This is a genomic window from Archangium sp. Cb G35 (genome assembly GCF_001896145.1).
Taxonomy (GTDB): domain Bacteria; phylum Myxococcota; class Myxococcia; order Myxococcales; family Myxococcaceae; genus Archangium; species Archangium violaceum.
Genome location: NZ_MPOI01000003.1, coordinates 748532 through 760876, shown reverse-complemented (window position 1 = coordinate 760876; position 12345 = coordinate 748532). Strand labels below are relative to the sequence as shown.

Below are 12345 nucleotides of genomic sequence, written 5' to 3'. Positions count from 1 at the left end.
GTACAAAAGTTCAGTACGGCCTTCCCGGCGACGAACGTCCACCCACCGCCCCGTCCGCGCTGCTCCCGCTGATCTTATGGACCGGCTTGGCCCACCCTAGGCGAGCAGGCATGCGGGCGGCAATTCCGGCCGCTCTGGAGACGACGGACAGTAGACGTTTCTTGGTGCCAAGGAAGTAGGGGCTTCCCGCAGCCCATGGGCGGCTCCCGGGTTAGGATGAGCGCCCAGGGCCATGGACTCTCCGCCGATGAACGACACTCCCCAGTTTCCCCGCCTCCTCGGACGTTACGAGCTCGTGCACCCGCTCGGGCAGGGCGGCATGGGCGAGGTCTATCTCGCCAAGATTTCGGGCGCGGCCGGCTTCGAGAAGCCCTGCATCGTCAAGACGATCCTCCCCGCGCTCCTCAAGGACCGGCAGTTCCTGGATCGCTTCCACCATGAGGCCAAGGTGCTCGTGCACCTCGTCCACTCGTCCATCGCGCAGGTCTACGACATGGGCGAGGCCGAGGGCACCTACTACATGGCCCTCGAGTACGTGGCCGGCGTGGACCTGTCCTTCCTGCAGGAACAGGCGCGCAACGAGGGCCAGCAGATTCCGGTTCCCGTGGCGATCTACCTCGGCCAGCGCATCGCCGAGGGGCTCGGCTACGCCCACCGCAAGACGGGCCCGGACGGCTCGCCGCTGGGCATCGTCCACCGCGACGTCTCGCCCCACAACGTGATGCTGTCCTACGAGGGCGAGGTCAAGGTCATCGACTTCGGCCTCGCCAAGAGCGCCGCGCGCAGCAAGTACACGCTGCCGTCCACCGTCATGGGCAAGCTGGGCTACATGTCCCCGGAGCAGGTGCGCGCCGAGGCCGTGGATCACCGCAGCGACATCTACTCCTGCGGCGTCGTCGTCTGGGAGCTGCTCGCGGGCCGCCCCCTCATCCGCCATGGCACGGTGGGCGAGATGATGGCCGCCATGTCCAACCCCAACGTGCCGGCCCTCCACGAGGTGCGTCCGGACGTGGACCCCGCGCTCGACGCGGTGGTTCGCCGCGCGCTGGCTCCCTCGCCCGGCGATCGCTACGCCCGCTCCGACGACTTCGCCCGCGCCCTCAACGAGCAGTTGCTGCGCTCCGGCTCCACCCTCGGCGCCGAGGAGGTGGGCGAGTACGTGCGCACGCTCTGCCCGCGGGCCTTCGCCGAGCAGCGCCAGCTCATCTCCCGTGTCTCTTCCAGCCCAGGAGTGCGCCGCACGCCCCTGCCCGGCGGCACCCTGGTGCCCATGAACACCGTCGTGCCCATGAATGGCGACGCGCCCATGAACACCGGGCGCCTCTCTCCGCTGCCCCTGCAGCCGCCCTTCGCCACTCCCTCCGGCTCCGCCACGGGCTACGAGTCCACGCTGGTGCGCTCGCCCAGCGCCACCGCGACTCCCGTGGTGGGGGCCGTGCCCGCTCCCGTGCCCGCCGAGACGCTCCAGTTGGAGAAGTCCGGGCCTGGCCGCAAGGGGTGGACGGCGGCGATCGCCCTCGGGGCGCTCGGGCTGATTGGCGCCACCGCCGGAATCACGTCGTTCCTGATGAATCAGCCGCCCGACCGCCCGCCCCGGCCCCGCTGGGCCGCCGAGGGTCCGCGGCACGATGGACCTCCGCGACCGCCTCCCCCGGGAATGGGGCCTCCGCCTCACGAGATGCGCCCTCCGCCTCCTGGCATGGGGCCTCCGCATGGCGAGGGCAGACCCATGCCCGGTGGTCCCCAGGCCGAGGCCGTGGCGCCCCAGGTTCCCGACGCGGTCGCGGTCCCCGCGCAGCCCGCCGCACCCGCCGAGCCCGAGGACGCGGGGGCTCCCGCCGAACCCGAGGTGGAGGCCGAAGCGGAAGCCGAGACGGCGCAGCACGCGAAGCCGAAGCCGTCCGAGCCGCGCGCGCGTCCGCAGAAGTTCGTGCCCGCGGAGCATGTGGTGTTGCTGAGGAAGTCGAACCGCGATGACTCCTTCAGTATCCAGCGAGGGCGGTTCGCGGGGCTCTCCATGGGGATGGTCCTCCAGGTGGTCGCCGCGCCGGTGAAGGATGGCAAGGCGAAGCTGGTGGGCGAAGCGAAGGTTCTGGATGTGTGGCCACGGCGCTCGACGCTGAGCGTCGACACACGTGTGCGCAACGCGGGCAAGGCGGATCTCTACGTGGTTCTCCCCAGGGGCGCCGGTGCGAATGCCAGGTCCGAGGACTCCGAATCCGAGCCCCATGCCGACGCAGCGACACCGCCCACGGAGACCCCTGCTCAGCCTCCCGCTCCCCGGGTGCTGAACGGCCGCGTCGTGCCCAAGAGCATTGGCCCCATCGTGCGGTTGCTCGAGGTGACCAACTCGGACTCCTTCACCTGGAACGACTGCATCCTCGTCGCCCGGGGCCGTGACGTGTTCCGACTGGGCGGCATGGCTCGCAGGACGGTCCGGGAGATTCCGCTGTCCGGATTCGAGAGGGGTGTTCGGGAGGTTCCGCTGTCCGGGCCCGAGAAGGGCGTCCGGCAGGTTCCCTACGTCGGCAGGGACCGGGTGCGCATCATCTGCACCGAGGGCGAGGGGGAGTTCTACGCGAAGCTGTGAGCCTCAGAAGCTGCCGGTGAGCTGAATCGTGAAGGTGCGGCCGTACTGGGGCACGGGGGCGGCGGCGCGCTCGGTGCCGAGCGCCAGGGAGTAGCGGGCGTCGAGCAGGTTCTGCACGCCAGCGAAATAGCGCAGGTTCTGGAACTCGCCGGACAGGCCCACACCCAGCAGCAGGGCCTCGCCGTTGTCCGTCCCCTCCATCGTACCGCCCCGGGCACTCTGGTACGTGGCCTGGGTGGCCAGACGCAGGTCCCCGTTCCCCAGCGGCACCAGCAGCCGTCCGGAAGCCAGGTGCGCGGGGGCGGAGGCAATCACATCCTCCGAGGCATTCTGGAGGGTGACGAAGGAGTAGCTCAGGTCCACCATCAGGTAGCGGCCCGGCTGCCAGTGCAGACCGGCCTCGGCGCCCCATGCGAGCGTCTCGCCAGGCCGGTTGCTGAAGACGAGGCACTCCATGCTACCGCTCGGGCTGCCGCACCGGGCCGGCCCCGCCTGCGCCTCCAACACCACCAGGTTGGAGATGCGGTTGTGGTAGCCGGCCACCGTCAGGCGCAGCTCGTCCGTCAGGTTGTGCGCGTGCTCGAGCTCGAAGGTGGTGATGGTCTCCGGCTCCAACTCACCGGCGGCCACCTGGGTGACGCCGCCGTCGTTGTAGTCGAGCTCGTAGGTGTTGGGCGCGCGGAAGGCGCGGCCAGCCACCAGCTTGGTGAGGCCCTTGTCGTAGGGGCGGGCGATGATGGCCAGCCGGGGGGTGAGGGGCGCCGTCTCCAGGTCGAGGTACTTGTCCAGGCGCAGGCCCGCCGAGAGCGTCAGCCGGGGGTGCAGGCGCCACTCGTCCAGCAGGTAGGTGGAGAGCAGCACGCGGCTCCTGCTGAGCAGCGGTGGGCTCCCGTTCTCGGGCCCGAAGCTCTCCTGCTCCACGCGCAACTGGCCCTGTCCCTCCAGGCCCACGGTGAGGCGGTTGGTGTCGGAGAGGTCGAAGCGGAAGCGGGCCTCGGCGCTGAGCCAGTCGGCACGGCCGGCGTCGGTGTCCCGCCGCAGGCTGTCGTCCGGTTGCCTGTACATCCAAAAACCCCGGTAGCGGCTGGCGTCATAGGAGCCACGCAGCGACAGGCTCACCCGCTCGCTCAGGGTCTTCTCGTAGCGCGCCTCGACGAAGCCGCGCAGGTCCTCCACCTGGGTGCCCTTGACGCCCAACACCGTGCCATAGGGGCCGGAGGGCACCTGCTTCTGCCGGCCGTGGAATTGGGCCTGGAAGGACAGGTCCCCGAGGTGGGCCCGTAGCGAGGCGGTGGCGGCGCGCTCTCCGTCCAACCCCTGCACCAGCGGCAGGCCCCCTCCCATCGCGGTCACCTCCGCGCCCCGCGTGTCCACCCCCGCCACGGACAGCAGTGCCGAGTTGCGCCCGTTGTCCCACGCCGCCGTGCCGTGCAGCCGCACGGTGCCCAGCGCCTCCACCGCCGCCGTGGCCTCCACCTTCCGCTCCACGCCCAGGGACTCGCGCGGCACCACGTTGATGACGGCGAAGAAGGCGCCCGTTCCGTAGAGCGCGCTGCCCGGGCCGCGCACCACCTCGATGCGGTCCACCTCCTCCAGGTCCACCGACAGGTCCCTCGCCGAGTAGCCCTGGCCGGCCCACACGTCGTTGATGGCGTGGCCGTCCCAGAGGATGAGGACGCGGGTGTTGAGGTCTCCCGGGGGCGCGAAGCCGCGCACACCCAGGTACGTGTAGGAGCGGTCGTTGGAGATGAAGAAGCCGCGCACGGCGGCCAGCGCCTCGGCCAGCGTGGTGTAGCCGAAGGCGCGCAACTCCTCCTGGGAGATGACGGTGGTGGAGGCGGGGGCCTCGTCCACCGAGAGCAGGCTCTTGGAGGCGGCGCGCACGGGCGGCGGCGCGTAGCGCAGGTCCGCGTGGAACTTCGTGTCCTTGTCGGCCACCACCGTCACCCGCTGGCGCACGGGGCGCACGTCCCGGCTCTCCACTTCCAGGGTGTGCACGCCCTCGGTCAGCGTCACGACGGTGGGGGTGAAGCCCGTGGAGTGGCCGTCCACGCGCACCGAGGCGTTGTCACGGTTGGCGGTGATGATGATGCGGCCGGTGGGCTTCTCCTGCGGGCGCAGTGACACCTGCAGGGGGATCTTCCCGTCCGCGGGCACGTCCACCAGCATCTGGGCCGGGGCGTGGCCGGGGGCCTTCACGTGCAACACGTGCTGGCCGGGCGTTAGGCTCAGCGTCCCGGGCACCCGCCCCAGCACGGCGCCCTCCGGGGACGCGCGCACCTCCGCGCCCTCGGGGCTGCCGGTGAGCTCCACCGTGCCGGTGATGAGCTCCAGCTTGAACTCCGGCGCGGCGGAGCGGCCCCGGAGGAGCTGGACGGTCTCCTCCGCGGGTCGGTAGCCCTCCTTGCGCACCATCACCTTGTGGCGCCCGGGTGGCAGCGCGAGCGTCTGGGGCGAGAGCCCGCGGACGCCCAGGTCCTCGCGGTCCACGAGCACCTGGGCTCCCGGCGGCTCCGTGGTGACGCGGACGAGGGCCACCTTGGGACGCAGCCGCTCCAGCGAGCGGCGCACCTCTGCCTCGTCCGAGTTGCTCAACTGCTCCTGGGCCAGGTCGTTGTAGTAGCGGTAGGCCTCGTTGTAGCGGGTGAGCGCCTCGTAGCAGCGGGCGATGTTGAAGAGGACGTTGCGGTTGGGCACCAGCCGGTAGCTGGCGAAGTAGGAGCGCAGCGCCTCGACATAGTGGCCCTGCGCGTACGCCTCGTTGCCCACCTCGAAGGCCACGTCCGCTTCGTCCGCGGTGTTGTTGGCCCGCGCGGACATGGGCAGGAGCAGCAGCGACAGGAAGAGGGAGCCGAGATGGAGCAGTCGCATGGCGGCCGCCATTCTTTCACGACAGCGCCCCAGGTCCACCCACGCGCCTCTCCGGAGGGCAGGCAGGCGGACGGCTCCTCCCGTCATTCCGCCAGCGCCGCCGCCAGGGCCCGGGCCGCCGCCTCCAGCTCCGCCTCGGGGCGCATGTCTCCCGGCGCCCCCTCGAAGGCACCCCGTCCCCACAGCCGCTGGGGCGTGTCCCGGTAGCGCGGCACCAGGTGCAGGTGGAAATGGCGCAACACGTCACCGATCGCGAAGGCGTAGGCATGCTCCGCGCCGAGCACCTCGCGCTGGGCCCGCATCACCCGCGCGGCCAAGGGGCCCAGCTCCCGCGCCGCCTCGTCGTCCAGGTCGTACAGCGCGCGCGCGTGCCGCATGCTGGTGAGCACCACCCAGCCGGGCAGGGGACTCGGCGAGGCCACGCCGTGCAGCACCAGCCCCGCCGAGCGGGCGAGCACTCCTCCCACGGGCCGGGTGCTTCCGCTCACGATGGCGCAGCCCAGACAGGGCGCGTTCACGTCCACGTCGCTCATGGCGCCCACCCTACCACCCGGCCCTCGCGGAATTGTCCGCCCCCGTTGCGCCCTACCCGGTGCGTCCGAGCGAGGGGGCCAACCGTGCCCTTCCCCCGGTGCCCTTCTTGACGCGCCGGGGCCCTGTCGGAGACTGTCTTGCCGCTGCCCTTCGCGGGCTGAAACTCCAAGCATTCAAGGTGGGAAGATGAAGAAGCATTGGGCAGTCGTGCTGCCGCTCCTGGTCGTCGGATGCGCGCCGGAAGACAAGGATGGGGATGGCATCGCCGACGGGGTCCGCGACCCGGACACCGTATCGGTGGTGGCCCCGGCCAACCCCAAGGGGACGGTCTCCGGCCAGGTGCTCAACACCCGGATGGAGCCGATCCCGGGTGCCACGGTGAAGCTCACCATCGGCAGCGCGACGGCGGAGAAGCCGTTCGAGACGACGTCGGATGCCTCGGGCAACTTCCTCCTCACCAACGTGCCGGCCGGCGCCGAGGTGCTGGTGACCATCAGCAAGGAGGGCCACGCCACGCTGCGCGCCAGCGCCCTGGTGCCCTCCCACGCGGGCAACATCCCCATCAACAACGGCAACGCCAACATCGGCGCCGTCGCGCTCGCCGAGACCCGGAGCAGCGTGAGCTTCTCGCTCCTCACCCCCTCGGGTTACCCCGCCCGCGGCGCCAAGGCGTACATCGAGGCCGTTCCCGCTGGCACCATCGCCTTCAACGGCGGCTCGGCCACGGCCGTCAGCTCGGTGGTGGTCTCCGCCGAGGCGGACTCCATGGGCATCGTCACCTTCTCCAACGTCCCCTCTCCGGCGGAGCTCGCGCGCATTGGCGGCGTGGGTGATGCCGCCGGTGGCTACCGCCTCTGGGTGGATCCGGTGGACTCCAACGGTGACGGCATCCTCGACGCTGGCGGCTACGCGAAGAAGATCGATGCCTCGACGCTGGTGGTGAGCGGCGGCTCGCAGATGCTGCGGCTGCCCGCCCCGCGCAACGACGCAGGTGACTCGGAGACCACGGGCTTCCAGCTCGTGGCCACCAACGTCCCCAGCCTCAATTACGTGAAGCTGGCGGATGGGGATGCTGGCAAGGCCGCCATGGAGCTGCAGAAGAAGCCCCTGCGCAACCTGCTCCGGCCCGGCGAGCCCATCTACCTGGGCTTCAGCCAGCCCGTGGCGCGCGAGTCATTGCTGGCGCTCGTGGCGGACGAGTACGGCCGCGAGAAGTTCGACGTCATCGTCACTCCGAGCGCCGCCGGGGACGTCTACACGCTGATGCCCCCCTCCTCCATCCGCGAGGGCCAGGAGTACAACGTCATCCTGCGCGCCACCTCGGCGTATGACGGCACCGTGCGCACCTGGAAGGGCTACTTCATCAGCGGAGACGCGCGGACTCCCCGGCCGCTGCAGCTCGCCTCCGCCGTCTACAAGGATGGCACCACCGGCACCGTGGGCACCCTGGACCCGGGCGAGTGCATCATCATCAACTTCAGCCACGTCGTGGTGCCCTCGGCCACGCTGCTCGACGCCATCGTCACCACGGGCGAGGCCAGCCCGCCGTCCTTCAATGCGACGCCGGCCGCTCCGCCCTCCACCAACCCCTGCTTCACCGCCGAGTCGCCCACGAAGTACCCCATCGACTCCGCGAACTTCAACACGGCCACCACCCGCTTCGTCTTCACCTACAGCGGCCCGGCCATCAACCTCACCACCAACACCGTCAAGGTGAAGGCGGATTTCACGAAGTTCCAGTCCGCCGACATGTCCACGTATTACGAGTCCGCCTGGGGCGCGCCCGTGTCCTCGGGCACCAGTCTCGAGGCGCCGCTGGGCAAGTTGTAGCGGGCTGTAGCCCCGCCGCGAGCGGTGGAGGGCAGGCGTCCAGGCGGCACTGCGCGGCCTGGATGCTCCAAGTCACCATCGCTGTGCGTGAAGTGTCCGGGCCACGACAGGATTCGTGGCCCGGATGCGCTTGAAGGCTGGCCGTCACGAGCGCATCCGCGAGGCCGTACATAGCATGGTGCGGCGTTCCCACCTTGTACGAAGGGCCTCGCGCCATGACCCAACCGCTCACGCAAACCCTCGAAAACAGGATGCATGACGGCGGCGAGCCGCCCGAATCGTCCAATACCGTCGAGCGCCGGCGAGTGCTGGTGGTGGATGATTTCGACGACGCCCGAGAGATGTATGCGGAGTACCTGGAGTTTGTCGGCTTTCAGGTAGAAGTGGCCCGCAATGGGGTCGAGGCGGTGGAGAAGGCCCAGGGTGTCCTACCGGACATCATCCTGATGGACCTGTCGCTGCCGGTGATGGATGGCTGGGAGGCCACGCGCCTGTTGAAGCAGGATCACCGCACCCGGGACATTCCGGTGATGGCGCTCAGCGGCCACGTGCTGGCGGGCAACGCGGAACAGGCCCGGCAGGCCGGGGCGGACGAGTTCGTGGCCAAGCCGTGTCTCCCGCAGGACCTGGAGGACCGCATCCGCCGCATGCTCAAGCCCAGCAAGTCGAAGATCAGGCCCTGACGCAAGGAGACGGACGCGCCCGTGGGCCCTCCGCCTGCAATCCGCTCCAGCGCCGACGGGTGGACTCCGCCCGAGGCGTTCGACGAGTACCGCCTGGTGCGCCTCATCGGTCATGGCGCGACGGGACGCGTGTACCTGGCGCATGACACGCTGCTCGACCGGCCGGTGGCGGTGAAGTTCGTGCGCGCGCTGGGCGCTGGCGCGCTCGCCCGTTTCCTCGTGGAGGCCCGGGCCGCGGCGCGTGTCCAGCACCCGAACGCCGTCACCCTCTACCGGGTGGGGCAGCTGGAGAACCACCCCTACCTCATCTCCGAGTTCGTCCGCGGCACCTCGTTGGAGCGGCTGCCCCGGCCCATGCCGTGGGAGCGTGTGCTGGCGCTCGGCAGGGACCTGGCGCGGGGGCTGGGGGCCGCGCACCGGCGGGGCGTGCTGCACCGCGACATCAAACCCGCCAACGCCCTGCTCACCGAGACGGGCGAGGTGAAGCTGCTGGACTTCGGGCTGGCCAAGCTGCTGGACGCGGACGCTCCCCGGGACGAGGACACGCCGCCCGACGTGCTCCCGGCGCTCCCTCCGTCTCCGACCGAGCTGGACGCGGACAGCGTGGCGGGCTCGCTCGACGGGGTGGACCTGCCGTCACTGCCCGCGGGCACGCTGGTGGGCACTCCTTATTACATGTCCCCGGAGGCCTGGGCCGGGGAGGAGCTCACCGCGCGCGGCGACGTGTACTCGCTGGGGCTGGTGCTCTACGAGCTGTGCGCCGGCCGCGGCCCCTTCCGGCATGTGCCTCTCAAGGAGCTCTCCCATGCGGTGCGCACCCAGGACGCGCGGCCGCTGGCCGAGGCCGTGCCGGGCGTGGACGCGGACTTCGCGGCCGTGGTGGACCGGTGCCTGCGCCGGGCTCCCGAGGAGCGTTTTGCCTCCGCCGTGCCGCTGCTGGACGCGCTGGAGCTGCTGTCCCGTGACGAGTGGGCGGGCGCCGTGCCCGAGGGCAATCCCTACCGCGGCCTCCAGGCCTTCGAGGCCGAGCACCGCGCCCTCTTCTTCGGCCGGCAGCGCGAGCAGCGCGAGGTGCTGAACCGGCTCCGGGCCGAGCCCTTCCTGCTCGTCGCCGGAGACTCTGGCGTGGGCAAGTCCTCGCTGTGTCTCGCGGGGGTGCTGCCCCGGCTCGCGGATGGCGCGCTGGAGGACGGGCGGCGCTGGCGCGGGGTGCGGCTGATTCCGGGCAGGCGTCCCGCGGCCGCGCTCGCCGCCGCGCTGGCCCCCGTGCTGGGCGCCGACGAGGAGGGGCTGGTGGCCTCCCTGCGCTCGGACCCCACGGGCCTGTCGCGCCGGTTGAGGGCTCACCTCGGCGCGGAACACGGGCTCGCCATCTACGTGGACCAGCTGGAGGAGCTGGTGACGCTGGCGGGGGACGCGGAGGCCGCGCAGGCGGGGCTCGCGCTCGGGGGACTGGCCGAGGGCGTGTCCGGCGTGCGCCTGCTGGCCACGTGCCGCAGCGACTTCCTCACCCGGCTCACGGCGGTGCCGGGCCTGGGCGCGTTGGTGCCCGGGGCCCTCTACCTGTTGCGGGCGCTCGGGCCGGAGGAGATTCGCGCGGCGGTGGTGGGCCCGGCGCGGGTGAAGGACGTGCGCTTCGAGTCCGAGGCCCTGGTGGATTCGCTGGTGGCCTCGGCCGCCGGGGGCGGGCTGCCCCTGTTGCAGTTCGCGCTCGCCGAGCTGTGGGAGGCGCGCGACGTGGACGCGGGCCTCATCACCCAGGCCGCGCTGGACGGACTGGGCGGTGTGGCGGGCGCGCTGGCCATGCACGCGGACTCGGCCATGGCGCGCCTGCTGCCGGATCAACGCACGGCCGCGCGGGGCGTGCTGCTGCGCCTCATCACCGCGGAGGGCACCCGGGCGCGCAAAACGGACCGGGAGCTGGTGGGCGATGATCCCCACCACCGCGCGGTGCTGGAGGCGCTGGTGCGCGCGCGCCTGCTGGTGGCGCGGGAGGTGGACGGAGGCACCTCCTATGAGGTGGCCCACGAGGCGTTGCTGTCGGGGTGGGGCACCCTGGCGCGCTGGCTGGCCGAGGCCGCCGAGCTGCGCGAGGTGCAGGCCCGGTTGGAGGCGGACTCCGCCCACTGGGAGCGCGTGGGCCATGTGCGGGACATGCTCTGGAGCTCCCGGCAGCTGTCCGAGGCCGCCCCGCTGGAGCGCGAGCAGCTCACCCGCCGTGAGCTGGCCTTCCTGGAGGCCTCGCGCCGCACGGTGGTGCGCAGCCGCCGCATGCGCCAGGCGCTCGCCGTGGGCTTCGTCCTGTCGCTGGTGCTCGTCTACGTGGGCCTGCGGATGCACGAGGCCGCGGTGCGCGACAAGGCCGTGCGCGACTGGCTGGCCGAGGCCGCCACCGCCATGGCCGAGGCGCGGCGCGAGCGCGATGCCTTCTCCGCCGCGCGCGAGGAGGCGCTGGGCCACTACGACGCCGGCCGCAAGGAGCAGGGCGACGCGTCCTGGGCGCGCACCACGCTCGCGGAGGCCGTGCTGCACCGGCGCCTGGACGAGGCGGGAGACCACCTGGAGCACGCGCTGGTGTTGGACCCCATGCGCGAGGACGTCCGCGCCGCCCTGGCCGACTTCCTCCTGGAGCGCGCCCTCCACGCCGAGCAGGCGATGGAGACCAGTGGGCAGACGGCGCTGCTGCAGCGGCTGCGGCTGTATGACACGACGGGCGAGCGCTGGCGGCACTGGACGTCTCCCGCGCTCGTCACCCTGGAGCTCTCCGTTCCTGGCGCGATGCTGGAGCTGCGGCCCGTGACGCGGGACGTGGAGGGCCGCGAGCACATCGGCGAGCCGGTGCCCATGCCGCCGGGGCCCTGGGTGGACGTGGCGGTGCCACCGGGAGACTGGCGGCTGACGGTGCGTGCCCCGGGTCATGAGCCCGCGCTCGTCCCGCTGCGCCTGGCGCGAGGGGAGCGCCGGCTCCTGGCCCCGCCGATGCTGCGCCAGGGAGAGTTGCCGGCGGGCTTCGTCTACGTCCCACCGGGACGGGTGCTCTTCGGCAGCGCGGCGGATGCGAGCGTGCGCGGCTTCTTCAACGCCGTGCCGCTGCATGCCAAGGAGACGGCGGGCTTCCTCATCGCCCGCCAGGAGACGACGTACACGGAGTGGCTCACCTTCCTGGAGTCACTGCCCGCGGCCGAGCGCGTGCGCCGCCAGCCGCGCACGAGCACCACCTACCACGGCATGCTCAAGCTGGAGCGGGAGCGCGGTGTCTGGACGCTGCGCTTCCAGCCCGGTGGCGTGCCCTACACCGTGCGGCTGGGCGAGCGGATGCGCTACGCGAAGCGGGACCGGCGGGTGGAGCAGGACTGGACGCGCTTCCCCGTCACCGGCATCTCCTTCGAGGACGCGGAGGCCTACGCGGCCTGGCTGGACAAGACGGGCCGGGTGCCGGGGGCCCGGTTGTGCACGGAGCTGGAGTGGGAGCGCGCCGCGCGGGCCGAGGACGGCCGCGAGTTCCCCCATGGCGATTCGCTCGCCCCGGACGACGCCAACGTGGACTTCACCTATGGCAAGGAGCCCGGCGGCTTCGGCCCCGACGAGGTGGGCTCGCACCCGGCCTCGCGCAGCCCCTTTGGGGTGGACGACCTGGCCGGCAACGCGTGGGAGTGGACGCGCTCGTCGCTGGAGGCCGGGGGCGTGGTGGCACGCGGTGGTTCCTATTACTTCGCCCCCGCCTCGGCGCGCCTGGCCAACCGCGAGATGCCCGAGCGTACCCTGCGGAACATTACCGTGGGCTTCCGTTTGTGCGCCGACCTGCCCTCCAGGGCGTTGTCCCCTCGGAAGTAGCTC

At 71.6% G+C, this 12345-nt stretch carries 6 protein-coding genes; 4 read left to right on the top strand and 2 right to left on the bottom strand.

The window, feature by feature from the left end; all coding sequences use genetic code 11:
* Positions 1 to 247: 247 nt before the first annotated feature.
* A complete protein-coding gene (locus tag BO221_RS55450) occupies positions 248 to 2590 on the top strand; it encodes a serine/threonine-protein kinase (RefSeq protein WP_198956104.1) in 2343 nt (780 codons plus the stop codon).
* Positions 2591 to 2593: 3 nt separating this feature from the next.
* Here BO221_RS55450 and BO221_RS13380 read toward each other — a convergent pair whose 3' ends face one another.
* Together BO221_RS13380 and BO221_RS13375 are read right to left on the bottom strand one after the other, a co-directional pair.
* Positions 2594 to 5461, bottom strand: a complete 2868-nt coding sequence (locus BO221_RS13380; RefSeq protein ID WP_073560853.1) for a TonB-dependent receptor domain-containing protein — start codon at positions 5459 to 5461, stop codon at positions 2594 to 2596.
* Between the two features lie 83 nt (positions 5462 to 5544).
* A complete protein-coding gene (locus BO221_RS13375) occupies positions 5545 to 5994 on the bottom strand; it encodes an HIT family protein (RefSeq protein WP_073560779.1) in 450 nt (149 codons plus the stop codon).
* 187 nt (positions 5995 to 6181) lie between these two features.
* Between BO221_RS13375 and BO221_RS13370 the strand changes: the two genes are divergently transcribed.
* The 3 genes from BO221_RS13370 (at position 6182) to BO221_RS13360 (ending at position 12342) form a co-directional block, all read left to right on the top strand.
* Positions 6182 to 7825 carry a carboxypeptidase-like regulatory domain-containing protein gene (locus BO221_RS13370; protein WP_073560778.1) on the top strand — a complete coding sequence of 548 codons (1644 nt, stop codon included), beginning with the start codon at positions 6182 to 6184 and terminating at the stop codon, positions 7823 to 7825.
* 251 nt (positions 7826 to 8076) lie between these two features.
* Complete coding sequence (locus BO221_RS13365) at positions 8077 to 8508, top strand: response regulator (RefSeq protein ID WP_143195431.1); 432 nt, start codon at positions 8077 to 8079, stop codon at positions 8506 to 8508.
* Positions 8509 to 8529: 21 nt separating this feature from the next.
* A complete protein-coding gene (locus BO221_RS13360) occupies positions 8530 to 12342 on the top strand; it encodes a bifunctional serine/threonine-protein kinase/formylglycine-generating enzyme family protein (protein WP_073560776.1) in 3813 nt (1270 codons plus the stop codon).
* The last annotated feature ends 3 nt before the right edge of the window (positions 12343 to 12345 follow it).